Source organism: Actibacterium sp. XHP0104 (genome assembly GCF_025751515.1).
GTDB lineage: Bacteria > Pseudomonadota > Alphaproteobacteria > Rhodobacterales > Rhodobacteraceae > Actibacterium_D.
Genome location: NZ_JAOWLE010000003.1, coordinates 193,492 through 215,880, shown reverse-complemented (window position 1 = coordinate 215,880; position 22,389 = coordinate 193,492). Strand labels below are relative to the sequence as shown.

At 63.2% G+C, this 22,389-nt stretch carries 27 protein-coding genes; 14 read left to right on the top strand and 13 right to left on the bottom strand.

Annotation, left to right across the window (positions count from 1 at the left end):
• Positions 1-53: 53 nt before the first annotated feature.
• The 4 genes from OE856_RS07285 to OE856_RS07270 are packed head-to-tail and all read left to right on the top strand — an operon-like array spanning position 54 to position 4,944.
• Complete coding sequence (locus OE856_RS07285; protein ID WP_263715414.1) at positions 54-1,349, top strand: flagellar hook protein FlgE; 1,296 nt, start codon at positions 54-56, stop codon at positions 1,347-1,349.
• A 21-nt stretch (positions 1,350-1,370) separates the two neighbouring features.
• Positions 1,371-2,828: a flagellar hook-associated protein FlgK gene (gene flgK, locus OE856_RS07280; protein WP_263715413.1), complete on the top strand. Its 1,458-nt coding sequence runs from the start codon at positions 1,371-1,373 to the stop codon at positions 2,826-2,828.
• A gap of 2 nt (positions 2,829-2,830) precedes the next feature.
• Positions 2,831-3,844, top strand: a complete 1,014-nt coding sequence (locus tag OE856_RS07275; protein ID WP_263715412.1) for a flagellin — start codon at positions 2,831-2,833, stop codon at positions 3,842-3,844.
• Entirely contained in the window at positions 3,841-4,944 is a 1,104-nt protein-coding gene (locus OE856_RS07270; RefSeq protein WP_263715411.1) for a flagellar basal body P-ring protein FlgI, read from the top strand. Before OE856_RS07275 ends, OE856_RS07270 begins: the two co-directional genes overlap by 4 nt.
• A 26-nt stretch (positions 4,945-4,970) precedes the next feature.
• Here the strand turns inward: OE856_RS07270 and fliP are convergent, their stop codons facing one another.
• Genes fliP through fliF form a run of 4 tightly spaced genes read right to left on the bottom strand, consistent with a single transcriptional unit; the run spans position 4,971 to position 8,095 of the window.
• Complete coding sequence (gene fliP / locus OE856_RS07265; protein ID WP_412174869.1) at positions 4,971-5,669, bottom strand: flagellar type III secretion system pore protein FliP; 699 nt, start codon at positions 5,667-5,669, stop codon at positions 4,971-4,973.
• 32 nt (positions 5,670-5,701) lie between these two features.
• Positions 5,702-5,968, bottom strand: coding sequence for a FliM/FliN family flagellar motor switch protein (locus OE856_RS07260; RefSeq protein ID WP_166499325.1), 267 nt, complete (start codon positions 5,966-5,968; stop codon positions 5,702-5,704).
• Complete coding sequence (locus OE856_RS07255) at positions 5,955-6,542, bottom strand: flagellar biosynthesis protein (RefSeq protein ID WP_263715408.1); 588 nt, start codon at positions 6,540-6,542, stop codon at positions 5,955-5,957. The genes OE856_RS07260 and OE856_RS07255 overlap by 14 nt, the downstream gene beginning before the upstream one ends.
• Entirely contained in the window at positions 6,542-8,095 is a 1,554-nt protein-coding gene (fliF, locus tag OE856_RS07250) for a flagellar basal-body MS-ring/collar protein FliF (RefSeq protein ID WP_263715407.1), read from the bottom strand. Before fliF ends, OE856_RS07255 begins: the two co-directional genes overlap by 1 nt.
• Before the next feature lie 128 nt (positions 8,096-8,223).
• Between fliF and fliL the strand changes: the two genes are divergently transcribed.
• From fliL to OE856_RS07200, 10 genes are all read left to right on the top strand, one after another.
• A complete protein-coding gene (gene fliL / locus OE856_RS07245) occupies positions 8,224-8,715 on the top strand; it encodes a flagellar basal body-associated protein FliL (protein ID WP_263715406.1) in 492 nt (163 codons plus the stop codon).
• Between the two features lie 11 nt (positions 8,716-8,726).
• Positions 8,727-9,128 (top strand): DUF6468 domain-containing protein, encoded by a 402-nt coding sequence (locus OE856_RS07240; RefSeq protein WP_263715405.1) that lies wholly within the window; start codon positions 8,727-8,729, stop codon positions 9,126-9,128.
• Complete coding sequence (locus tag OE856_RS07235) at positions 9,125-9,706, top strand: MotE family protein (protein WP_263715404.1); 582 nt, start codon at positions 9,125-9,127, stop codon at positions 9,704-9,706. The genes OE856_RS07240 and OE856_RS07235 overlap by 4 nt, the downstream gene beginning before the upstream one ends.
• Before the next feature lie 65 nt (positions 9,707-9,771).
• The gene (gene motA, locus OE856_RS07230) at positions 9,772-10,638 is read left to right on the top strand and encodes a flagellar motor stator protein MotA (protein WP_263715403.1); all 867 of its coding nucleotides are present in this window, start codon (positions 9,772-9,774) and stop codon (positions 10,636-10,638) included.
• Positions 10,635-12,788 (top strand): hypothetical protein, encoded by a 2,154-nt coding sequence (locus OE856_RS07225; protein WP_263715402.1) that lies wholly within the window; start codon positions 10,635-10,637, stop codon positions 12,786-12,788. Before motA ends, OE856_RS07225 begins: the two co-directional genes overlap by 4 nt.
• A 55-nt stretch (positions 12,789-12,843) precedes the next feature.
• Positions 12,844-13,551, top strand: coding sequence for a transglycosylase SLT domain-containing protein (locus OE856_RS07220; protein ID WP_263715401.1), 708 nt, complete (start codon positions 12,844-12,846; stop codon positions 13,549-13,551).
• The gene (gene flhA / locus OE856_RS07215; RefSeq protein ID WP_263715400.1) at positions 13,551-15,638 is read left to right on the top strand and encodes a flagellar biosynthesis protein FlhA; all 2,088 of its coding nucleotides are present in this window, start codon (positions 13,551-13,553) and stop codon (positions 15,636-15,638) included. Before OE856_RS07220 ends, flhA begins: the two co-directional genes overlap by 1 nt.
• The gene (locus tag OE856_RS07210) at positions 15,635-16,414 is read left to right on the top strand and encodes a flagellar biosynthetic protein FliR (protein WP_263715399.1); all 780 of its coding nucleotides are present in this window, start codon (positions 15,635-15,637) and stop codon (positions 16,412-16,414) included. Before flhA ends, OE856_RS07210 begins: the two co-directional genes overlap by 4 nt.
• Positions 16,411-17,490 carry a flagellar type III secretion system protein FlhB gene (gene flhB / locus OE856_RS07205; RefSeq protein ID WP_263715398.1) on the top strand — a complete coding sequence of 360 codons (1,080 nt, stop codon included), beginning with the start codon at positions 16,411-16,413 and terminating at the stop codon, positions 17,488-17,490. The genes OE856_RS07210 and flhB overlap by 4 nt, the downstream gene beginning before the upstream one ends.
• Positions 17,490-17,834: a hypothetical protein gene (locus OE856_RS07200; RefSeq protein WP_263715397.1), complete on the top strand. Its 345-nt coding sequence runs from the start codon at positions 17,490-17,492 to the stop codon at positions 17,832-17,834. The genes flhB and OE856_RS07200 overlap by 1 nt, the downstream gene beginning before the upstream one ends.
• On the opposite strand, the gene OE856_RS07195 is transcribed toward OE856_RS07200, so the two are convergent.
• Genes OE856_RS07195 through OE856_RS07155 form a run of 9 tightly spaced genes read right to left on the bottom strand, consistent with a single transcriptional unit; the run spans position 17,831 to position 22,345 of the window.
• Complete coding sequence (locus OE856_RS07195; RefSeq protein ID WP_263715396.1) at positions 17,831-18,292, bottom strand: flagellar basal body-associated FliL family protein; 462 nt, start codon at positions 18,290-18,292, stop codon at positions 17,831-17,833. The two genes, OE856_RS07200 and OE856_RS07195, sit on opposite strands and share 4 nt — an antisense overlap.
• Before the next feature lie 8 nt (positions 18,293-18,300).
• The gene (gene flgH / locus OE856_RS07190; protein ID WP_263715394.1) at positions 18,301-19,029 is read right to left on the bottom strand and encodes a flagellar basal body L-ring protein FlgH; all 729 of its coding nucleotides are present in this window, start codon (positions 19,027-19,029) and stop codon (positions 18,301-18,303) included.
• Between the two features lie 8 nt (positions 19,030-19,037).
• Positions 19,038-19,466, bottom strand: coding sequence for a flagellar basal body P-ring formation chaperone FlgA (gene flgA / locus OE856_RS07185; protein WP_263715393.1), 429 nt, complete (start codon positions 19,464-19,466; stop codon positions 19,038-19,040).
• Positions 19,466-20,251, bottom strand: a complete 786-nt coding sequence (flgG, locus tag OE856_RS07180) for a flagellar basal-body rod protein FlgG (protein WP_263715392.1) — start codon at positions 20,249-20,251, stop codon at positions 19,466-19,468. The genes flgA and flgG overlap by 1 nt, the downstream gene beginning before the upstream one ends.
• Before the next feature lie 12 nt (positions 20,252-20,263).
• Positions 20,264-20,980 carry a flagellar hook-basal body complex protein gene (locus OE856_RS07175; protein WP_263715391.1) on the bottom strand — a complete coding sequence of 239 codons (717 nt, stop codon included), beginning with the start codon at positions 20,978-20,980 and terminating at the stop codon, positions 20,264-20,266.
• A 2-nt stretch (positions 20,981-20,982) separates the two neighbouring features.
• A complete protein-coding gene (locus OE856_RS07170) occupies positions 20,983-21,249 on the bottom strand; it encodes a flagellar biosynthetic protein FliQ (protein ID WP_263715390.1) in 267 nt (88 codons plus the stop codon).
• A 2-nt stretch (positions 21,250-21,251) separates the two neighbouring features.
• Positions 21,252-21,545 carry a flagellar hook-basal body complex protein FliE gene (gene fliE, locus OE856_RS07165; RefSeq protein WP_263715389.1) on the bottom strand — a complete coding sequence of 98 codons (294 nt, stop codon included), beginning with the start codon at positions 21,543-21,545 and terminating at the stop codon, positions 21,252-21,254.
• A gap of 12 nt (positions 21,546-21,557) precedes the next feature.
• Positions 21,558-21,950, bottom strand: coding sequence for a flagellar basal body rod protein FlgC (flgC, locus tag OE856_RS07160; protein WP_263715388.1), 393 nt, complete (start codon positions 21,948-21,950; stop codon positions 21,558-21,560).
• An 8-nt stretch (positions 21,951-21,958) separates the two neighbouring features.
• Positions 21,959-22,345, bottom strand: coding sequence for a FlgB family protein (locus OE856_RS07155; RefSeq protein ID WP_263715387.1), 387 nt, complete (start codon positions 22,343-22,345; stop codon positions 21,959-21,961).
• Between the last annotated feature and the right edge of the window lie 44 nt (positions 22,346-22,389).

The window sequence follows — 22,389 nt, the reverse complement described above, 5'->3', positions numbered from 1 at the left end:
CCTGCGTAACGCTTGGCGGACATATCCGTCGAAGCTGCAGAAAGGCGCTGACCATGACGATTTCATCCTCGCTCAATGCCGGGGTTTCTGGCCTCAATGCCAACGCAACCCAACTGGCGACGATTTCCGACAATATCGCGAACTCGTCTACCTATGGATACAAGCGGTCGGAAACCGAATTCCATTCCATGGTCATCAGTGGATCCAGCGGCTATTCGGCGGGCGGGGTGCATACCAGCACCGCACGTATGATCGGGGAAAACGGTCCGCTGATCTCGACCAGCAATTCGACCGATATCGCCGTGTCGGGCTCTGGCATGATCCCCGTCACCGATGCCAGCGCGGTGAATTCGGGCGGGCCGACGCCGATGTATCTGATGACCACCGGATCGTTCTACCCGGACGAAGACGGGTATCTGACCACCAGCACCGGCAAGGTTCTGATGGGCTGGCCGACCGAGGCCGACGGCACCGTTGCCGCCTTTGCCCGCGACACCTCTGACGGGCTGGAACCGGTACAGATCGACGGCAACCAGTTTGCCGGCGATCCCACCACCCAGATCAGCCTGGGCGTCAACCTGCCCGCCACCGAAACCGAGGCCGGCGCCCCCGGCGACCCGCGCGAGCTGTCGGTCGAATATTTCGACAACCTCGGCACCTCGGAAACATTGTCGGTCAGCTTTACGCCGACCGTGCCCGCCTCTGGGTCGTCCAATGAATGGACGATGGTCATCACCGATTCCGCCTCGGGCGGGGCGGTGGTCGGCGAATATACCCTGACCTTCGACGACAGCCGCGCCAACGGCGGAACGCTGGCCAGCGTCACCGCCGTGACCGGCGGCACCTATGACAGTGTCGAGGGCACGATCGAACTGACGGTTGCCGGCGGCCCGCTTGAGGTCGATATCGGCATGCTGGGCGATCCGTTCGGCATGACCCAACTGTCCGACAGCTTTGCGCCGACCTCGATCACGAAAAACGGTTCTCCGGTCGGCAATCTGACCTCGGTCGAGATCGACGAAAACGGCTTTGTGCACGCGATTTATGACACGGGCTTTACCAATACGATCTACCAGGTGCCGCTGGTCGACGTGCCCAATCCCAATGGCCTGACCACGCTTAGCGGGCAGGTCTATCAGGTGTCGCTGGATAGCGGGCCGTTCTTCCTTTGGGATGCGGGCGACGGCCCCACAGGCAGCGTGATCGGCTATGCGCTCGAGGAATCTGCGACCGACGTCGCCGCCGAGTTGACCCAGCTGATCCAGACACAGCGTGCCTATTCGTCGAACGCCAAGATCATCCAGACCGTCGACGAAATGCTGCAGGAAACCACCAATATCAAACGGTGATGACCGGCCCGGAGGCCCATCATGACGATCTCGGGATCCCTGTCCAACGCCCTGTCCGGCCTGATCGCGGCCTCGCGCGCGGCCGAGGTGGTGTCGTCCAACGTCGCCAACGCCATGACCGAGGGCTACGCCCGGCGCGAGCTCGACCTCTCTGCCCGCAGCCTGGCGGGGATCGGCACCGGCGTCATGGTCGACGGGGTGTCGCGCGTGGTCGATAAGGTGGTGCTGGCCGATCGTCGCCTGGCCGATGCATCGGCCGCCGCGGCCGATCTGCATGCCGGGTTTTACACCCGCCTCGAAGACTCGATTGGCCTGCCAGAGGAAGGCGCGTCGCTCTCCGGGCGCATGGCCGCGTTCGAGGCCGCCCTCGCCGATGCCGCCGCGCGCCCCGATTCCGACACGCGCCTGATGACCCTTGTGGATACGGCCGGCGCACTGACCGGGCAGTTCAACGCCATATCCACCGACATTCAGGCCAGCCGGATGGAGGCCGATGCCCAGATCGCCGCGCAGGTTGATCTGTTGAATGACCGGCTGGCAAAGGTCGCCGACCTGAACGCCTCGATCCGAAACTATCAGGGTCAGGGCCAGGATACCGCCGCGCTGATGGATCAGCGTCAGGCCATCGTCGATGACATCGCACAGGTTTTGCCCCTGCGCGTGATCGAGCGCGACCACGGCCAGATCGCCATCTACACCCAGGCCGGGGCTGCCCTGATCGACGGGCGCCCGTCGACCTTTAGCTTTCAGCAAACCGCCATGATCGTGCCGGAAATGTCGATCGGCACGGGCGCGCTGTCGGGGCTGCACCTCAACGGTCAGCCGATCGGCACCACCGGCGCCTATTCCCCGATTGCCGGGGGCAGCCTGTCTGCGCTGTTTGAACAGCGCGATGACCTGGCCCCTGCCGCGCAGGCCGAGCTGGACGCCCTGGCCCGCGATCTGATCGACCGGTTCCAGAACAGCGGTATCGACCCCAGCCTGCTGCCGGGCAATGCGGGTCTCTTTACCGACGGCGGCGCGGTGTTCGTGGCTGCAGATGAGATCGGCGTCGCCGGGCGGCTGTCGTTGAATGCGCTGGTTAATCCGTCGCAGGGCGGGGCGCCCTGGCGGCTGCGCGACGGTCTGGGTGCCGCCGCGCCCGGTCCCGCGGGAAACAACGGCCTGCTGTTGGCGATGTCCGATGCGCTGGCGCAAACCCGCGTGCCGGCATCGGGACAGTTTACCGGGGTCGCACGGTCGGCCTCGGCGCTGGGGGCTGAGTTTCTGTCGTGGATCTCGTCGACGCGCCAAAGCCGCGAGGCCGACCAAAGCTTTGCCCTGGCCAAGGCCGATACGCTCAAATCGGCCGAGCTGGCCGACGGGGTCGATACCGACGCCGAAATGCAAACCCTGCTGGTGATCGAACGCGCCTATGCCGCGAATGCCCGCGTCATAAAGGCGGTCGAAGACCTGCTGCAAAGCCTGCTGAGTATCTGACCATGAAACAGCTGACACTGGGCGACCAATCGCAATCGGTCCTGCTGGCCCGGCACAACCTGGCCCTGAAAACCCGAATGACGACCCTGGTGCAAGAGGTCACAACCGGCACCGTTGCCGATCAGGGGCGTCATTTGGCGGGTGATTTCTCGGCCCTTTCCGCGATCGAGCGCAGTCTGACCATGCTCAAGACCTATGACCGCAACGCGGCCGAGGCCGCCGGAATGGCGCGGATGATGCAGGCGGGCCTTGGCAGCCTGGGCCAAATGGCCATGCAAACCGCCGAAGACATGCTGTTGGTCGGCGGCACCCCTTCGGCCGGGTCTCTGGATACCGCCGGCGCCACCGCCGCGGCCCGGTTCGACAGCGCGGTCGCGGCGCTGAACATCAAATATGCGGGCCGATCCCTCTTTGCCGGCACCGCAACCGACAGCCCAGCCATCGCGCCCGCATCGGCGATCATGGCGGCCCTTTCGACGGCCGTGTCTGGCGCTGGTACGGCCCAAGACGTGGCGCAGGTCATTGACCTGTGGTTCGACACGCCGGGCGGAGGCTTTGACACGGTCGCCTATCAGGGGGCCACGGCCCCGATGGGCGGGCTGCCGGTCGGCGAGGGGCAGCGCATCACCCTTTCGGTCACCGCGGTCGATCCGGAAATACGCGGGATGCTCAAGGCCATGGCCACGGCTGCCCTGCTGGCAGACGAAACGGTTCTTGCCGGCGACCCGGTTGAACGCGGGCGTTTGGCCGTGATGGCGGGCGAAGGCCTGCAATCGGCGCAATCGCCTCTGACGACCCTGCAGGCGCGTATCGGCGATGCAGAGGCCGGAATCGAGACTATTCAGGCCGAAAACGCCGCCCGGTCCCATGCATTCCAGATCGCCCGCACGGACCTTATCGGGGCCGACCCTTACGAAACCGCGACACGGCTGGATCAGGTCCAGACCCGTCTTGAAACGCTCTATACCCTCACCGCGCGCATGTCGCGCCTGACACTGGCGGATTACCTATCATGAAACATCTGATTGCTTTTGCGGCGATTTTCTCTCTCTGCGCCTCGATCGCTGCGGCTACGCCCGTGCGTATCAAAGATCTGGTCGAATTCGACGGCGTGCGTGGCAACGATCTGGTCGGGTATGGCCTGGTGGTGGGGCTGAACGGCACCGGAGACGGTATTCGAAACGCGCCCTTCACCGAGGAAATCATGTCGAATCTGCTGGAACGTCTGGGCGTCAACGTGACCGGCGAACAGTTCCGCCCCAAGAACGTGGCGGCGGTGTTCGTCACCGCCACCCTGCCGCCGTTTTCCCGCGCGGGCTCGCAGGTTGATGTCACTGTGTCGGCGATCGGTGACGCCAAGAGCCTGCTGGGCGGTACGTTGATCATGACGCCGCTGACTGCCGCCGATGGTCAGATCTATGCCGTTGGCCAGGGATCTGTCATTGCCGGTGGCGTCAGTGCCGAAGGTGACGGCAGCAGTGTGACCAAGGGTGTGCCAACCTCGGGCGTGATCCCGGCCGGCGCCCGCGTCGAACGCGAGGTAGAGTTTGATTTTGCGTCTCTAACCCGGCTGCGTCTGGCGCTGCGTACCCCTGATTTCACCACGGCCGAACGTATCGAGAGCGGCATCAACGCCCATTTTGGCCGGTCGGTCGCGCGGATGATTGATGCTGGCACGGTCGAGTTGGATATCAAGGCGACGCGCACAGCCTCGGTCGCACATGCGATCGGCAAGCTGGAAAACATCCGGATCGAGCCTCAGCGCAAGGCCCGCGTCGTTGTTGATCAGCGGTCGGGCACCATCGTCATGGGGGCGGATGTGCGGATCTCGCGCGTTGCGGTCAGCCAGGGCGGCCTGACCCTGCGCATCGAGGAACAACCGCTGGTCGTGCAGCCCAACCCGTTTGCGCGGGGTGAAACGATTGTGGTGCCCCGAACCACCGCCAGCCTGGATGAGGACGCCGGCCATGGCATGGCCGAGATTGCCGAAGGCGCCGACCTGTCCGAGGTCGTGGCCGGGCTGAATGCCCTGGGCGTCGCGCCGCGCGACATGATTGATATATTGAAAAGCATCAAGGCCGCAGGTGCTCTGCATGCCGAGTTTGTGGTGCGTTAGAGACGAATATTGGGGCCAACCGGCCCCTAGAAATACCCGCGCACGAGGGCCTCGGACAACAGCGTCCAGCCATCAGCGACCACAAAGAATGCCAGCTTGAACGGCATCGAAACCACCGCGGGCGGCACCATCATCATCCCCATCGACATCAGGATTGCCGCGACGACCAGATCGATGATCAAGAACGGCAGATAGATCATAAAGCCGATCTCGAAGGCGCGGGTGATCTCGCTAAGCAGGAATGAAGGCACCAAAACCGACAGCGGCACGGCCTTGGGATCGGCGGTGGCGGGGTCGATGTCACGCAGGGCGGACATGCGGGCCAGGGTTTCGGGGTTGGTGCGGCTGCTCATGAACTCGCGAAAAGGCTCTATTCCACGCTGAAATGCCTCTTCCAGGCTGATCTCATTGGCGTTCAACGGCGCAACGCCCATGTCCCAGGCGCGGGTAAATGTGGGTTCCATGACGAAATAGGTCAGGAACAATGCCAAGCTGACGATGAGCATGTTTGGCGGCGATTGTTGCAGCCCGATTGCCTGGCGCAAGATAGCCAGAACCGTGACGATGAACGGAAAGCAGGTCACCATGATCGCCAGCCCGGGCACCAGGCTAAGCAGCGTGATCAGGGCAATCATCTGCACTGTGCGCCCGGCCAGGGATTCCGTATCGCCCAGCGAGATTGACAACTCTTGTGCATGGGCAGGCAGGGCGATCAGGGTCGCCATGACGGCAATCGAAACAAGCATTTTGCACATTGTCAGAGACTATTTTTGCGCAGATCAATGACTTCGGTCAGGCAGACGCCCAGCTGACCTTTCTGATCGCCATCGAGCTCTTGCAACTCGCCCCGGGCGAACAAGCGGTCGCCGATATACAGCTCGACCGGGTCATTGACGCTGCGATCAAGTGACAGGATCACGCCCTTGGACAGATCCAGAACCTCGCGGATCGAAGGGCGGGCATGGCCGACCGACACGGTGATTTCCAGCGGCAGATTCGAAAGCGGGTTCTCAGCTTGATCCATTTTGATACCTCATTGTGTCTTGTGCCCCCAAGAAGCCCTGAACCGCGTCGCGAATACCCTGAGTGACCGCGCCGATGTCGATCTGGCTTTCATGGGATCCAGTGCGCAGATAGGCCTGTCCGGGGCCAAGGCTGGGTTCGTCGGAAACCGTCAGCGGCAGGGCGGGGTCATCGCCAAGAAGGGCCTCGACCGAGGCCCGGTTCTCGGGGTTGATGATGATTTCCAATGGCGTATCGGCGGCGTGGTCGATTGCCTTGCGCGCCTCTTCGAGCACGGTTTGGGCAAACCCCTGTTGTGCCATCTCGGGCAAAACCTGCTCTGCCATCATTTCCAGCAAGGGGCCGACCGCAGACAGGACATGCGCCCGCGCCTCGTGATAGGTGAACGACATGTCTTGCAGCGATTTGGCGAAATCCGCCCCGATGCGCGATTGCGCGTTCGTTTCGGCCTTTACGGCGTCATCCCAGCCCGCGGCATAGCCCTCTTCATAGGCGGCAAGCCGATCCTGGGTGCCCACCTGAGCGGCCGTGTGCGGGGCCGCAGAGAAATCTTCGAGCACATAGAGGCGTGCCATCAGACCGGCTCCTCTTCATCTTCCATCCAATGTTGCAGGATCTGCAACGTCTCTTCGCGCCGGTCTTCGATCATCTGGCGCAGTCGCTCGACCGGGTCAGAGGGCAGGGCCAGCGGAGCAGCGTCGACCTCGGTCGCGGGCCGCGCGTTGATGGCCCCTGCGGGCAAAACGCCGTCATCTATTTCCCCGGACAGGGCCGGGGCGGGCAGAGAGGCGACCGACCCGGATGCGCCGCTGGTCAGGATCGGGCGCAGGACAAACAGGCCAAGGATAAGCGCCGTCACCGACAGCACCCCGATCTGCGCAAGGGTCATCATGTTAAGATCGGCCAGCAGCCCCGGCTGCGCCGGCATGCCGGGCTGGGGCAGGGGTTCGAACGGCATTGATCGCAGTGTGATCACATCGCCCCGCGCCGCATCAAACCCGACCGCCGAGGCCACCAGCGCCTCAAGCGCATCAAGCTCGTCCTGCGGCATGGGCTGCCAGGTTTCGGTGCCGGTGTCGTCAATCACGCGCTGACCGTCGATCAGCACCGCAACCGAGATACGCTTGATCGCGCCGGGCACTTTCAACAGCTCACGCTGTGTTTCAGAGACCTCGAAGTTCACCCGCTCGCGGGTTTCGTTGTTGTTGGACGAGGCCGACCGGTCGCCCCCCGCGGCGCCGTCGGGCAGGTTGCTGGCCACGGTCACGGCATTTCCGCCGCTATCCGACGAGGTGGTCGACCGTTCTTCGGTATCCGTCGAAATCGCCACCCGTCCCTCGGGGTCGAACCGGCGTTCGACAATCGATTCGCGCTCGGTAACGGTGTCGACCGTGACTTCGACAACCGCGCGCCCCGGGCCCATGCGGGCGGCAAGCAGGCGTTCGACGTTGCGCTTCAGCGTCTCAGCCTTGTCAGCCCCGCCGATGGTTTCGGTTTCATCGGTGATCAGCCCGGCCACGCTGTCGATCACCGACACGTTGGCCGGGGGCATCCCGTTCACCGACGAGGCGATCAGGTGCCGCAACGCGCGCGCCTGTGCGGGCGAGAGCGGCGCGCCGTTGGTCGTGATCGTTACCGCAGCGGTCGGGGCGATCTCGCGGCGAAACGCACTGCCCGAGGCATTGGCGATATGCACGCGCGCCGCCTGGATGTTGGGGCTGGACAGGATGGTGCGGGCCAGTTCGCCCTCTTTCGCACGCCAATAGGCGGCGTCGAACATCTGTGACGTGGTGCCAAAGCCCGACAACCCGTCCAACAGCTCATAGCCGGCGCCGCTATTGGCCGGCAGGCCCTCGCTGGCCAGGGTTAGACGCAACGTGTCGCGCCGGGTGCGGTCAACAAAGATCGCGCTGCCGCGAACCTCATGTGCAACGCCGCGCTGTTCAAGCGCCTGAACCACCTCGCCCGCGGCGGCGTCATCCAGGCCCGAATAGAGCAGTGCCATCTGGGGCGCGGTTGCCGCCCGCGACAGGGCCAGAACCGCCACGAACATGACCACGGTCGCCGCAACCACGATGACCCGCCGTTTCGGGGGCAGACCGGACCAGAGGGCGCTCAATTGTTGCACGACGAAACTCCTGAAAAGGGCGGGCGTTCTGCCCGGGCCGTTTCGTCACTCTTGGCCGATTGGTCTTAACAATCGGTTAGCTCTTGCGCGGCTATAGAGGTTTTAACGTCAATCACCGGATGACACCGATGGCCGAGCTCGAGGAACAGGCAGAAGACACGCCGAAAAAGAAATCCAAACTGCCGCTTGTCGTGGGGTTGGTGTTGGCTATCGCGCTGGGGGCGGGCGGATTTTTTGCCATGTATTCCGGTATGTTGATGGGTGGTGGCCACGCAGATTCGGCTGTGGATGCCAGCGGGCAGGCCGGCCCGCTTGATCGCAGCATGGCGTTCGTTCCGCTTGAGCCGCTGATCGTATCGCTGGGTCCGGGCAGCGCGAATCGCCACCTGAAATTCGCCGCGCAACTAGAGGTTTCCGCCCAGCACGAGGATGACGTGACCCTGCTGGTGCCGCGCGTTCTGGATGTGCTCAACGGCTATCTGCGGGCGGTCGATGTGCGTGACCTCGAAGATCCGCAGGCGCTGATCCGTCTGCGCGCGCAGATGCTGCGGCGCATTCAGATCGTGACGGGCGAGGGCCGCGTTCGCGATCTGCTGATAACCGAATTCGTGCTCAATTAAAGGAGCGAATGATGACGATGATCGCCGATATCTTGCTGGCCGCGGGGGCGTTGGGGGCGGCGTTTTATTGCATGGTTCTGTCGCGCCGTTTGCGCCGGTTCAATGACCTGGAAAAGGGAATGGGCGGAGCGATTGCAGTTCTGTCGGCACAGGTCGATGACATGACGCGGGCGCTCGAGGGCGCGCGTGGCACCGCGCAATCTACCAGTCAAAGCCTGGGTGATCTGACCGGACGTGCCGAAGAGGTGGCCCAACGGCTCGAACTTTTGGTGGCGTCCTTGCATGACCTGCCGGTGTCTGCCCCGGCTGCGCCCACCCCACAAGCAGAGCCGCAGGCGGCGACGTTCAGGCGCTCTGCCGCAACGAAAGAGCCGCCCCTCATCCTGCGCCGGCGGCGTGAGGTGGCGGGATGAGCCGGCGAAAACAGACCGGGCGCGGCGTGCTGTTTGTCATTGCTGCGTTGCTGGCGGCGTCTGGCCTTGTGCGCCTGGGCGGCCCGGCCGGCCATGCCATTGCGCGCGAAGTGTCGAACCGGGGTGTTGATAACGTGCCGCCCCCATTGGCCTGCGACCCCGCCAGCCCCGAGATCTCCGACGCCATCCTGGCAGAGCTGATTGATCGCGAGAAACGGGTCGACGAGACCGAAACCCGCCAGCGCGAAACCGAACATACGCTGCGCGTCGCCCGCGCCGAGATCGAAGAGCGGCTGACCGACATGCGCGCCGCCGAGGAAAGCCTGCGCGCGACCATGGCTCTGGCCGAAACAGCGGCCGAAAGCGATCTAGCGCGCCTGACGGCTGTTTATGAGAATATGAAGCCCAAGGACGCCGCAGGGTTGTTCGAACAAATGTCGCCCGACTTTGCCGCTGGTTTCATGGGCATGATGCGCCCCGACGCCGCGGCCCAGATCATGGCCGCGCTTGATCCGGCAACCGCCTATTCGATCAGCGTGGTTCTTGCCGGCCGAAATGCCCGCGCCGCATCAGAATGAACAGACAATATTAAGACCTGCCTGCCACCCTGTCAGCGCAACGGGACTCAGGCACGAGGAATACGATGATCGGCATCATTGGTATCGCGGTGATCTTTGTGATGGTCTTTGGCGGCTATATGGCCGCCGGGGGAAAGCTGGGTATCATCCTGGCATCGCTGCCCTACGAATTTACCATGATCGGCGGCGCCGCGATCGGGGCTTTCGTGATCAGCAACGACATGAGCGCAATCAAACACACGCTGAAAGCGGTCGGAAAAGTATTCAAGGGGCCGAAATGGAAACACGCCGACTACAGGGATCTGCTGTGTCTGTTGTTCGAACTGATCCGCCTGGCCAAGCAAAATCCTGTCGGCCTTGAGGAACATATCGAGGCGCCCGAAAGCTCTTCGATATTCAACAGATACCCGCGAATTCTGGCGGATCACGAGGCAGTAGAACTGATCTGCGATACATTGCGTTCGGCGTCGATGAACTATGACGATCCGCATCAGGTTGAAGAAGTTCTTGAAAAACGGATGGAAGCCAACCTGCATCACAACCTGCATGCTAGCCACGCGTTGCAGAACGTCGCCGATGCCCTGCCCGCGCTAGGCATCGTCGCGGCCGTTCTGGGTGTGATCAAGACCATGGGATCTATCGATCAGCCGCCCGAAATTCTGGGCAAGTTGATCGGCGGCGCACTTGTCGGGACGTTTTTGGGGGTGTTCCTGGCCTACGGCCTGGTCGGGCCGTTCGCCGCCAAGGTCAAGTCGGTCGTCGAGGAAGACGGTCATTTCTATCAGCTGATACGCGAGGTGCTGGTGGCGAACCTCTATAATCACGCCGCCAACATCTGTATCGAAGTCGGGCGCCAGAACACGCCGGGCCATAACCGTCCCAGCTTTGCCGAGCTGGAAGAGGCGATCAAAACAGTCAAGGACGCGGCATGAGGTGGCTGCTGGCATCCGTGGCGCTTTTCGCCTTTGTTGGTCAGGCCTTAGCGGAGGTTATCCCCCTCCGCTCTGGCGAACATGCAGAGTTTTCCCGCCTCGTGCTTGACCTGCCGTCGGGTGTTGATTGGCAGATTGAAACAACGGATGGGGAGCCTACCCTCGTCTTCTCGGACGCACTGTTGTCTTTCGATGCGACCAGAGTGTTCGATTTCATTCCCCGCACCCGGTTGCGGTCTGTAACCACAGATACGGGGCGCATCACTCTGAGCTTGGCCTGCGACTGCCCTGTGGACACCCAGTTGCTGCCGCCCAACAAGCTGGTCATCGATATTGGCGACCCTAGCCAGGACCATGGCGACGATCAGACCGTCACCCTATTGGCCGACAGCGGCAATATCGCCGTGCCCAATCGGCATCTCGACATGCCACTGACGCCCGGCGCTATTTCAGACGGGCCGGGCGTTCCACTGCCTTCAACCGAGTCTCTTCACCTGTCCGAGGCATTACGTGAATTGCTGGTTCAAGAGCTGGGCCGGGCCTCGGTGCAGGGTCTTGTCACGGCCCCTACCCCGAACCACCCAGCCAGCGAACCCACGCCACTACCAGATCCGCCCGCTGCGCCGGGCATTGCCAGTGAGACGGCTCCGCCAACGATCGGTGTCGCCTTGGAAACAAGCGTTGATCGTGCGGATCCGGGGGCCGCACCCGCGCCTGTGACAGACGTCGGGCTAAAATGTTTTTCTGATCATCTGTTTGATTTCAGTGCATGGTTCGATGCCGGTGATCCCACGGCAAACCTGTCTGCCGCCCGCCGCGCCCTGATGGGCGAATTCGATCGTGTCGAGGCGCGCGATGTCGAACAGCTGATCCAGGCACAGCTGGCTTTGGGCATGGGCGTAGAGGCTGACCAAACCATTCGAACATATGGGCAAGAACTGACTTCCGCCGCAGTTTATCAGGCTCTTGCGGCGATCATAGATAACCAGCCAGGCGCATTGGCGAATCCGTTGCTTGGCCAAGAATCCTGCGACGGGCGCGTGGCCTTGTGGGCGGTTTTGTCCGCGCCTGATCAGATGCAAACACGCCATGTCGCCACGGGGGCATTGGCCGCGGCATTTTCCGAACTACCGCAGCATATGCGTATCCAGCATATCACGCCTCTGACCGACGTCTTTATTGCACGAGATGAGATCGAAGTCGCGAAACAGCTTCAGAATGCTCTGTCGCGAACAACGTCACAACCCACCGAGACGATGCGCCTTTCGCAGGCTCAAACCGACATTGCCCTTGGGCGGTCGGATCAAGGCGAAGAGGCGTTACGGGAGCTGTCATACGCGACCGGAAACCTTGCCTCTGACAGCCACCTGAACCTATTGGATCGGTATCTCGACCAAGGGAAGGCTGTGCCCGAGCCGGATCTACTGGCCGCCGAGGCCTACGCGATCCAGCTGCGCGGGACAGAGGCCGGGCGCCAGGCCGCACGTATCGCCGTGATCGGATATGCGCGTGCGGGGCGGTTCGCTGATGCGCTGCGTGTTTCGCAGAATACGGCGATCGACACGGCCTCGCTGAACGAGCTTGCGATATCGGCCAGCCGATCTGCGCCCCCCGTCGAGTTTCTGACAAATGTTCAAAAGCTTTTGCTGCCCCCCCTGGCGGAGAAGCTGAATGACGCCGCCCGCCTGACCATCGCCGATCGCTTTGCGCAGCTGGGTTTCCTGGAGCGTTCCGAGCAGGTGTTGTCACAAGTCTCTCGGGCCGAGGCGGCAGAGGTCGCCCTGGCCCGTGCCCGGCTTGCATTATCTTCGCATGCGCCAACCGAGGCGCTACGTATCATCAACCACTTCCAGCTGCAGGGCGCCGAGTTGCTACAAGCCCAAGCTTATGAAATGATGCATGAATATCGTGATGCCGCCAGGTATTACTCGCTGACAGGTGATCTGGTGGCCACGCAACGCATGGCTTGGATGTCTAGTGATTGGGGCGCCGCCGCATCGCCGGATGATGCTCGGTTTGGCCCATTCCTTGCACATGCAATGACGCCCGATCAGCCCGCGCAAGGGAGGCTGGAGCGTGCGCAGGCGACGCTGGAACAGGGCAGTCGCGCACTCTTGGCGGTCGAGGCTTTGATTGCCGAGCAGAACTAACAGAAAATCAACCACTCCCGCATAGCGTAAGCCTTGCATAGCAGGAGGTGTCAGAATGGCACGCAGGTTTGCCCGGGATGTGTTCAACAGCATTCTAAGTTTGGCATTGGTTTTCTCTCTTGGCGCGGCCGCATTGGCAGAGCCCGCGTCTGAATGTGAAACGGCCGCGTTGAACGCGTCGCGCAAGACCGGGGTTCCGCTCTCGGTGCTGCGCGCGATCTCATTGGTTGAAACCGGGCGGTCAAGGGCGGGGGAAACGCGCCCTTGGCCCTGGACCGTCAACATGGAGGGCAAGGGCGTCTGGTTCGACGAACGGGCGAAGGCAGAAAACTACGTCCTCGCCAGCTATCGCAAGGGCGCACGCAGTTTCGATGTCGGGTGTTTCCAGTTGAACTATCGTTGGCACGGGCAGCATTTTGCCTCGATCACCGAGATGTTCGACCCACAGGCCAACGCCGATTACGCGGCGCGTTTCCTGCAAGAGCTGTACCAGGAAAAGGGTAACTGGAGCACTGCCGCCGGGGCATATCACTCTCGAACGCCCACCTATGCGAACAGGTATCGAAAAAAGTTCGATGAATATTTTGCGGCGCTGTCGGATCAGCCAACGCCACCCGCGATCGAACCTGTCGCTGTCAGCAGACAGAACCGCTATCCACTGCTCCGTGATGGGCAAACCCCGGGCGGTCTGGGATCGCTGGTGCCCCTGGGCGGCGCCACGGCTCGCAGCCTGTTTGACCGCTCGGCCGAGGGGCGGGGCTGATGTCAGCGTTGAACATGAGGGATCTGTTTCGCCCGACGATCCTGCTGGCGCTGGGGCTGATGACCGTGATCGTCATGATGATTCTGCCGGTCCCGGCCTTTATTCTTGATATCGGGCTGGCCGCGTCCTTTGCGCTGGCGATCCTGATTTTCACGGTCACGCTGTTCATCGAGCGTCCGCTAGATTTCTCGGCTTTTCCGACAGTGCTGCTGGCATCCCTGATGCTGCGGCTGTCTCTGAACGTGTCGTCGACCAAACTGATCATCGGGCAGGGCCATACCGGAACCCATGCGGCCGGCAATGTCATCGAAGGCTTTGCCCAGTTCATCATGGGCGGCAGCATCCTGATCGGCCTGGTGGTGTTTGGTGTTCTGCTGATCGTGAACTTTATTGTGATCACAAAAGGTGCGGCGCGGATGGCCGAGGTGGGCGCCCGGTTCGCACTGGACGGGATGCCGGGCAAGCAGCTGGCGATCGACAGCGACATGTCGGCCGGCGCAATCGACCATGCCGAGGCCAAGCTGCGGCGCGAACGTGAGCAGGCCGAAACCACGTTCTTTGGCTCGCTCGACGGTGCGTCGAAATTCGTCAAGGGCGATGCGATTGCGGGCCTGCTGATCACGCTGCTGAATCTGGTCATGGGGTTGATCATCGGGGTCGCGCTGCATGACATGCCGATTGGCCTGGCCTTTAACACCTATGCGATTCTGACCGTGGGCGACGGGCTGGTCAGCCAGATCCCTGCGGTGATCATCTCGATTGCGTCGGCTTTGTTGCTGGCCCGGGGCGGCGCCACTGGCGCAACCGATCTGGCACTGATCGGACAGCTGGGCAGATACCCGGCGGCACTTGCGACCGTTGCCGTGCTGATGGCGGTTTTTGCCCTGGTGCCCGGCCTGCCATTCCTGCCATTCGTCGCGGGCGCCGTCGCACTTGGCAGTGCCGCGGCTGTGGTCAGCCGCAACGCCCGTCGCCGCGCCGTGACTGAGGCGAAAACCCCCACCGAGGCCGAGCCCATCCGGCGCAATTCGATCGGCGACGTGCTGGACCTTGATGATATCCATGTCGAGTTCGCCCCCGATCTGGTTGGTATGGTGCTTGACCCCGCAACCGGCCTGGATGCGCGGATCGAGAACATGCGCAAGCATGTTGCCGAAAGCTATGGCGTCATCCTGCCCGAAATCCGCCTGACCGATAACGGCGCACTGCCGCCCGGCACTTACGTGGTGCGCGTACAAGGTGTTGAACAGGCGCGCGACCGGCTGGAACCCGATCAGGTGCTGGCGCTGCTCAATGACCAAACTATGACCGTGCCCAATGGCCGCGATGTCAGCGAGCCGGTCTACGGCGCCCCCGCTCGATGGATTCCGACCTCGATGCGGGAAGAGGCGGCGCTGGCCGGTATCACGATTGTCGGCCCGACCGAGGTTCTGGCGACCCATCTGCTAGAGGTGATCCGGTCGAATTTCCCGCGCCTGCTGACGCTGAAATCGCTGCGCAGAATCCTGGATGAAATGACCAATCTCAGCGACCCGGCCCGCGCCGAGGCCAACCGCCGCATGCTGTCCGAGCTGATCCCAGACAAAGTGCCGGTTGATCTCTTGCTGGCGGTGCTGCGGCTGTTGCTGGAAGAGCGCGTGTCGATCCGCAACCTGCCGCTGATCCTTGAGGCGATTTCCGAAATCCGCCCGGCCATGCCGTCGCCCGAAGGCATCTGCGAATATGTGCGCCACCGGCTGGGTTTCCAGCTGGTGGCCGAACACAAGCGCGCCGACGGAACCATTCCGCTGCTTCAACTGGCCCCCGAATGGGAAGAGCGATTTACCCACTATCAGATCGAGGGCGACAATGGCGGCCGCGACGTGGCGCTGCCGCCCGAAGAGTTCAACAAGCTGGCCAATGGCACCTCGGAAAAGCTGGCCCGCGCGGGCGAAACGGGCATCTTTCCGGCGATCGTCACTTCGACCAGGCGCCGCAGATATGTGCGCACTGTGCTGGCCGCACGCGGCATCTCGGCCCCGGTTCTGTCATTCGAGGAAATCGGAACCCAGGCGCGCCCGTCGCTGGTGGGGTTGATCCCGGCATGACGGTGGATCTGGCGCAGTTCCTGGGGCAGGGGCAGCAAGTGTTGCTGGCGGCCGGCATCGTGTTTCTACGCGTCGGCGCCATGATCGCCCTGCTGCCGGTTTTCGGCGAACGGGTCGTGCCCGCACGCGTCCGGATGGCTCTGGCGGTTTGCTTTACGCTGATCGTGGCGCCGGCGGCCTCGCCCGCAATTGGTGCCGCGCTTGCCCAAGGGGTCGCGCCCGCGCAGTTCCTTGTCAGCGAAACCATCGTGGGGCTGGCGATCGGGATCGTTCTGCGGCTGATGATTCTGGCGCTTCAGATCACGGGGCACATCGCCGCGCAGGCCATTTCTTTGTCGCAGCTGCTAGGCGCGGGGGCGGGTGATCCGCAACCGGCGCTGGGGCACTTCCTGACCGTGGCGGGCCTGGCACTGGCCGCGATGTCGGGCCTGCATGTGGCTGCCGCCGAAACGATGATATCGTCATACGAGGTCATGCCGGCGGGGCGGATATTGCCCGCCGATGTGTTGGCCGAGTGGGGGGTGCGCGCCGTCGCATTTTCCTTCGATCTGGCGCTGCGGTTGGCCATGCCCTTTGTCGTGGTGTCGTTGCTATACAACCTGGCGCTGGGTGTGATTAACCGTGCGATGCCGCAACTGATGGTCGCCCTGGTTGGAGCCCCAGCGATCACCGCCGGAGGGATGATCCTGTTTGCCCTGGCCGCGCCGATGATGCTGGGGCTGTGGCTGGAACAGTTCCACCACCTGCTGGCCGATCCGACCGGGGTTGCCCGATGAGCTCTGAATCGGACGACAAGCAGCACGAGCCAACCCAGAAACGCCTGGATGACGCCCGCAAAAAGGGCGAGATCCCGCGCTCGACCGATCTGAATACCGCGGCCAGCTATGCCGGTTTGGTGTTGGTGGCCGCAACCATCGGGGGCGTCGGCCTGATTGCGACATCAGATCAGATGATGCGGTTCCTGTCCGATCCGTTTTCGCCGGCCGAAGAGGTCTTTCGCGGCGCGCCCCAAACCCAGCTGGGCAATATGACCGCCCAGCTTGCGCCGCCCTTGCTCGCCTGGTTTCTGGCGCCCGCCATCGCGGTCTTCGCCGTTCTCGTCGCCCAACGCGGCATCGTTTTCGCGCCCGAGAAACTGCAAGCGCGCCTTTCCCGGATTTCGCCGATCGCGAATGCCAAGAACAAGTTTGGCGCCTCGGGCCTGTTTGAATTCGCCAAGAGCGCGGCCAAGCTGATGATATTCAGCCTGGTTCTGGCCCTGTTCATCTGGCGAAACCTGCCCGACATCCTGTCGCAGGTTCACCTGCCGACCGTCAGCGGCGTTTCGGCCATGGGCCAGATGGTCGTGGATTTCCTGTTCCTGATCCTGGTGATCGCCTTGGCGATCAGTGCCGTCGATGTCCTTTGGCAGCACCACCAGCACCGGCAGAAAAACCGGATGTCGCATGAGGAGATGAAAGAGGAATTCAAGCAGTCCGAGGGCGACCCCCATATGAAACAACAGCGTCGCCAGCGCGGCATGGCAATCGCGATGAACAAGATGCTCAGCGATGTGCCCGATGCGGCTGTGGTGATCGTAAACCCGACCCATTACGCGGTGGCCCTGAAATGGGACGCCACCTCGCCCGGCGCGCCGGTTTGCGTGGCCAAGGGCGTGGATGAAATCGCCGCCCGTATCCGCGAGGTTGCCATCGAGAATGGTGTGCCGTTGCACAGCGATCCCCCCACGGCCCGCGCGTTGCACGCCACTGTCGAGATCGGGCAAGAGATACACCGCGACCATTACGCCGCTGTCGCCGCCGCGATCCGCTTTGCCGAGGCGATGCGCAAGAAAACGTATCGGAGCGGCTGATGGCAGACGACAGGCGTATCGCGGCCTTGGGGCAGATGGGCGACATGATCCGCGACATGGCCCTGGCAGAGTTGCGGCAAGCTGCGCAACGGCGCGGCGCGGCCGAGAGCGCCATCGGCGATCTTGACGCTCAGCGGCGGCGGGTTGTTCCGGATCTCGATGATGCGGCGTCGATGGTGGGGGCCGATCTGGCCTGGCACCGCTGGGCAGATGCACGCCGGGCCGAGCTGAATATCGAGCTGGCAACCTGCCGCGCGGCCGAGAACCGCAGCAAAACCCACGCTGCCCGGGCGTTTGGGCGGGCAGAGGCGCTGCAGCGGATCATTTCGCGGATGCGGGGCTAGCTGTCCTGGCGCACCAGGTCGATGATCAGAACATCATGCACGCTCGGTCCCAACGTCTTGCGTGCGACCTCGATCAGCGCGATCCGCAGCGCCGTCATGTTGGTGCTGGAGGTGAACACCCCGGCGAAACCGCCCGTATTGGCGTGGTCGAACATCACCCCCAGAAATGCATCCCGCAGCTTTGGTTCCATCTGATAGACGCGGGCGCGCTCGCCCAGTTCGACCTCAAGGCTTAACGACATGACAACCAATGCGGTGACCCGCTCGTTCTCGACCACGGGAACCACGAACTGGTTATTCATCTTGACGAATTCAACCGTGTCCTCGGCCGGGTCGTCCGGCGGCGGGGTTTCGGCCTCGGCCTCGATCGGGGCCGGGGGCGGACGCAGGAAAAAGCCCGCGCCAGTTCCGGCACCCAGGCCCACAAGGGCGATGACGAGGGGGAGCAGCAGGCGCATTTCCGACCTCAGAATGGCAGCAGGATATCGGCGATCTGCTGGCCGTATCGCGGTTGTTGCACCTGGGTGATCTGCCCGCGGCCACCGTAGGAGATGCGCGCCGCCGCGATCTTGTCATAGGTGATCTCGTTCTGGCGCGAGATGTCTTCGGGGCGGACATAGCCGGTAACGATCAACTCGCGCATCTCGAAATTCACCCGCACCTCTTGCGAACCCTCGATTTTCAGAACGCCGTTCGCAAGCTCTTCGGTAATGGTGGCGGCCACACGCAGTGTTAGCTTTTCGTTGCGCTTGACCGATCCGTTTCCGCTAGAGTTGCTGGTCGAATTCGTGGCCACGGCGCTATCCATGCTGGCCCCATCGGGCAGGGCGTTGTTGATCCGCTGCGGCACGCCGAACAGATGCGGAATGCCCATGCTTTCCGAGCCGCTGCGGGCGCGCGATGTGGCGTTGGAAATCTCGGCCTTGTCGTCGATCTCGATCACCACGGTCAGAATGTCGCCACGTCCCTCGGCCCGTCGGTCACCCAAGAGCGAGGCACGCCCCGAGTTCCACAAAGAAGCCGTGTGCACCCCGCCGGTAGAGCGGGCCTGCTGCGGAAAGGGTTGCGAGGCCATGGCGAAATAGGAGGCGCTGTCCTGTGTGGGCGTGAAATCGGGCGCGCGCCCGACCTGATCCAGACCGGAACAGCCCGCAAGCAGGGCCAGGGCAACAAGGGCGGAAAGAAGACGGGGCATGGCGTGTCCTAGTTCAAAGGGGTGGGGCCGACGATGACCGTGCCGTCGGCCGTGACCCGGCCGGTGACGGTGTTGCGGGAATCAAGGTTCATGACGCGGATGCGGTCGCCCGCGCCGGCGCGCCCAAGGGCGCGGGCATCGGTAATGATGGTCAGCGGGCCGGACTGATACTGCAGCGTCACGATTTGGTTGCGTTCGATCAGGGCCGGCGCGGCCAGGTCCTGCGGGCGGACGGGACGCCCGGCGTAAAGGGTGACGCGGGCCTCCATCCCCAGGGCCTGCTCGGGATGAGACAGGGCGCCAGGGGTGTCGCCGGTCACCAGCCTCAGGTCGTCGGGGCCGATGATCGTCTGGCTGCGCAAGGTGCGCGTCGCGATCACCGTATCGGACCAGGCAAGGCCGGGCATCAGGGCCAGGATCAGCACCAGAAGTTTCATCAGCGCACCTGCGTGGTGGCGGCCATCATCTGATCGGCGGCTGTGATCACCTTGGCGTTCAGCTCATAGCCGCGCTGGGCCTCGATCAGCTCGGTCACTTCGCGCACGGCATCGACTGAACTGGCTTCGAGATAGCCTTGCCTCAGCGTGCCCAGCCCGTCTTGTCCGGGCGTGCCGGTGATCGGGGTGCCCGACGCCGCGGTTTCAAGGAAAAGGTTCGAGCCCATCGCCTCGAGCCCCTTGGCATTCGAGAAACCGACCAGGTTGAACTGCCCCAACAGCTCGGCCTGAACGCGGTCGTTGAAATAGGCGTAGACCTCGCCCTCGGCATTGATCGACAGGCTGCGCGCGTCGTCGGGGATGGTGATATCGGGCGCAACCGGATAGCCGTCGCTGGTGACGATCAGCCCGTCGGCCGAGCGTTTCAGCGCGCCATCGCGGGTATAGGCCGACAGGCCCGAAGGCAGCGTGACCTCAAGATAGCCGCCACCCTCGATCGCGACGTCCAGATCGCCGCCGGTTTGCGACAACGACCCCTGCGCCAGCGCGACGGTGACCGAGGCCGGCCGCACGCCCAGGCCCAGCTGCACGCCGGTGGGCAGCACGGTGCCATCGGCGGCACTGACCGTACCCGCGCGGGTCATCTGCTGATAGTGCAGATCGGCGAATTCGGCCCGGCGCGCGTCATAGCCGGTGGTGTTCATGTTCGCGAGGTTGTTGGAAATCACCTCGACCCGCATCTGCTGGGCGCTCATGCCCGTGGCGGCGATGGAAAGGGCGCGCATGGGGCACCTCCTTTAGGAACCAAGCGTTCGGATGAGGCCGCGCAGGCGCTCGTCTTCACGCTCTAGAAAACTCTGGCCCAGCTCATAGGCGTGCTGCACCTCGATCATGCGGGCCATCTGGCCGACGGCATCGACATTCGAGGCCTCGACGAACCCTTGCAGAATGGCGCCGTTCTCGACCGGCTCGATCCCGTCTGCGCTGACAAACAGCGTACCGCCTTCACGCGTCAGCGCGTCAGGCGATGGCGGCGCGAACAGCCCGATCTGTGCGATGGCCTGCCCGTTGACCGACAGGGTGCCGTCAGCGGCAACGCCGACACTGGCCGCATCGGGTGGCACAAAGACGGGCGCACCGCCGATATCAAGCAGGCGGTGCCCGTCGGGCGAGACCAGTTCCCCCGCGTCATCGGGAAGGAACGCCCCGGCGCGGGTCAGCCGTTCGCCGTTGGGCGTATCCAGCAGGAAAAACCCCGGCCCTTCGATCGCCAGGTCGAACGTGCCATTGGTCTGTGTCAGCGGGCCCTGCGACAGGTCCGTCTTGCGCACATTCGCCGTGGCCATCGACACCGAGCCCAGCGGGCCCTCGCTGGGTTGTAGATATTCTGAAAAGATCACGCCCTGTGCGCGGTATCCGGTGGTGGAAATGTTGGCGATGTTATGGGCCACGGTCTGCATCTCGCGCAGCAGCCCGGTTTGACGCGTCAGGGTGGTATAGCCGGTGTTGTCCATGCCTACCCCCCGATGATCAGCGGGATCAGCCGCGTGGTGAAATAGCTGGTCAGGCTTTGGGTCATGAAGCTCATCGAGACCCAGAACACCGCCAGCATCGCCGCGACCTTGGGCACGAAGGTCAGGGTCATTTCCTGGATCGAGGTCAGCGCCTGGAACAGGCCGATGACGATGCCCACGACCAGCGCCGTGCCCAGGATCGGGGCCGAGATCTGCACCGCGATCCACAGGCCCTGGCGCAACGTGTCATAGATCATTGAATCGGTCATGTTCACACCGGCATCCGCAGGATTTCCTGATAGGCCTCGACCACCTTGTTGCGCACGGTCACGGCGGTTTCGACCGCCAGTTCCGTCTGCGCCAGCGCCTGCACCAGCGAATGCGCATCCGCGCCGCCGGTCATGGCCGCACGCGCGGTGGCCTCGCCCTGTTGCAGGGTTTGGGTGAAATCCTGCGCCATCTTGGCGAACCCGCCCCCGGTGCCGGGGCTGTCAGGGGCGGGCTTTGTCGCGGGGCGGGCTGTTGCATAGCCCTGAGCCGCGACATGTGAGGATCTGATGTCCATTCTGGCACTCCTCTATCGGCGCAGCAGTTCCAGCAGGCCCTGGGTCATTTGCCGGGCCTGGTCGAACATTCTGAGGTTCGCCTCATAGCTGCGCTGCGCTTCGCGCGCGTCTGCGATTTCGACCACCAGATCGACGTTCGAGCCGTCATAATGGCCGCTGCTGTCAGCCAGCGGATGCGCCGGGTCGAACACCCGGGTCAGCGCTGATTGATCAAGTGCGACGGGTCCAGGCGTGACCTGGCCCGTGCGTTCCCCACGCAAGACATGTTCCTGAAAGCTGACCGTCTTGCGGTGATATCCGGGGGTGTCGGCGTTGGCGATATTCTCAGACACGTGCCGCAGCCGCGCGCTTTGCGCCTGCATGCCGCTGGCCGAAACGCCTAGTGTGTTGATCAGGTCGCTCATGCGGCCCCCTATTTGCCAAGGCTGGCGCGCAGAATGCCCAGCGTCGTTTTGTAAACCCCCAGCGCCATGTCATGCTGAACGCGGGTCTCGGCGGCCTTGGTCATTTCGACCTCAAGCGACACGCCGTTGCCATTGGGCGAGGTCGACTGACCGCGCACGATATGTTCGGCAAGATCGGGCCCGCCCGGCCCGGTCGCGGCCATATGGCCCGCGCGGGTCTGGCGGGGGGTGAAATCCCCGGCCTGGGTGTAACTGTCTGCAAAAGAGGAAATATCGCGCGCCCGGTATCCTGGCGTGTCCGCGTTGGCGATGTTGCGGGCAAGCACGGATTGGCGCGATGCGGCATGGGTGGCCATGCCATGCGCCATATTCAGGATCTCTAGCTTGTCGAACATCCGGGTTTCTCCTCGGTTTCAATCAAGGCTTAACCCTGATTCCT

What these genes read in the sequence shown, in the direction of transcription:
- OE856_RS07285 (WP_263715414.1), top strand. Translation starts at nt 54, where the DNA reads ATGACGATTTCATCCTCGCTCAATGCCGGGGTTTCTGGCCTCAATGCC.
- flgK (WP_263715413.1), top strand. Translation starts at nt 1,371, where the DNA reads ATGACGATCTCGGGATCCCTGTCCAACGCCCTGTCCGGCCTGATCGCG.
- OE856_RS07275 (WP_263715412.1), top strand. Translation starts at nt 2,831, where the DNA reads ATGAAACAGCTGACACTGGGCGACCAATCGCAATCGGTCCTGCTGGCC.
- OE856_RS07270 (WP_263715411.1), top strand. Translation starts at nt 3,841, where the DNA reads ATGAAACATCTGATTGCTTTTGCGGCGATTTTCTCTCTCTGCGCCTCG.
- fliP (WP_412174869.1), bottom strand. Translation starts at nt 5,669, where the DNA reads ATGGCGACCCTGATCGCCCTGCCTGCCCATGCACAAGAGTTGTCAATC.
- OE856_RS07260 (WP_166499325.1), bottom strand. Translation starts at nt 5,968, where the DNA reads ATGGATCAAGCTGAGAACCCGCTTTCGAATCTGCCGCTGGAAATCACC.
- OE856_RS07255 (WP_263715408.1), bottom strand. Translation starts at nt 6,542, where the DNA reads ATGGCACGCCTCTATGTGCTCGAAGATTTCTCTGCGGCCCCGCACACG.
- fliL (WP_263715406.1), top strand. Translation starts at nt 8,224, where the DNA reads ATGGCCGAGCTCGAGGAACAGGCAGAAGACACGCCGAAAAAGAAATCC.
- OE856_RS07240 (WP_263715405.1), top strand. Translation starts at nt 8,727, where the DNA reads ATGACGATGATCGCCGATATCTTGCTGGCCGCGGGGGCGTTGGGGGCG.
- OE856_RS07235 (WP_263715404.1), top strand. Translation starts at nt 9,125, where the DNA reads ATGAGCCGGCGAAAACAGACCGGGCGCGGCGTGCTGTTTGTCATTGCT.
- motA (WP_263715403.1), top strand. Translation starts at nt 9,772, where the DNA reads ATGATCGGCATCATTGGTATCGCGGTGATCTTTGTGATGGTCTTTGGC.
- OE856_RS07225 (WP_263715402.1), top strand. Translation starts at nt 10,635, where the DNA reads ATGAGGTGGCTGCTGGCATCCGTGGCGCTTTTCGCCTTTGTTGGTCAG.
- OE856_RS07220 (WP_263715401.1), top strand. Translation starts at nt 12,844, where the DNA reads ATGGCACGCAGGTTTGCCCGGGATGTGTTCAACAGCATTCTAAGTTTG.
- flhA (WP_263715400.1), top strand. Translation starts at nt 13,551, where the DNA reads ATGTCAGCGTTGAACATGAGGGATCTGTTTCGCCCGACGATCCTGCTG.
- OE856_RS07210 (WP_263715399.1), top strand. Translation starts at nt 15,635, where the DNA reads ATGACGGTGGATCTGGCGCAGTTCCTGGGGCAGGGGCAGCAAGTGTTG.
- flhB (WP_263715398.1), top strand. Translation starts at nt 16,411, where the DNA reads ATGAGCTCTGAATCGGACGACAAGCAGCACGAGCCAACCCAGAAACGC.
- OE856_RS07200 (WP_263715397.1), top strand. Translation starts at nt 17,490, where the DNA reads ATGGCAGACGACAGGCGTATCGCGGCCTTGGGGCAGATGGGCGACATG.
- OE856_RS07195 (WP_263715396.1), bottom strand. Translation starts at nt 18,292, where the DNA reads ATGCGCCTGCTGCTCCCCCTCGTCATCGCCCTTGTGGGCCTGGGTGCC.
- flgH (WP_263715394.1), bottom strand. Translation starts at nt 19,029, where the DNA reads ATGCCCCGTCTTCTTTCCGCCCTTGTTGCCCTGGCCCTGCTTGCGGGC.
- flgA (WP_263715393.1), bottom strand. Translation starts at nt 19,466, where the DNA reads ATGAAACTTCTGGTGCTGATCCTGGCCCTGATGCCCGGCCTTGCCTGG.
- flgG (WP_263715392.1), bottom strand. Translation starts at nt 20,251, where the DNA reads ATGCGCGCCCTTTCCATCGCCGCCACGGGCATGAGCGCCCAGCAGATG.
- OE856_RS07175 (WP_263715391.1), bottom strand. Translation starts at nt 20,980, where the DNA reads ATGGACAACACCGGCTATACCACCCTGACGCGTCAAACCGGGCTGCTG.
- OE856_RS07170 (WP_263715390.1), bottom strand. Translation starts at nt 21,249, where the DNA reads ATGACCGATTCAATGATCTATGACACGTTGCGCCAGGGCCTGTGGATC.
- fliE (WP_263715389.1), bottom strand. Translation starts at nt 21,545, where the DNA reads ATGGACATCAGATCCTCACATGTCGCGGCTCAGGGCTATGCAACAGCC.
- flgC (WP_263715388.1), bottom strand. Translation starts at nt 21,950, where the DNA reads ATGAGCGACCTGATCAACACACTAGGCGTTTCGGCCAGCGGCATGCAG.
- OE856_RS07155 (WP_263715387.1), bottom strand. Translation starts at nt 22,345, where the DNA reads ATGTTCGACAAGCTAGAGATCCTGAATATGGCGCATGGCATGGCCACC.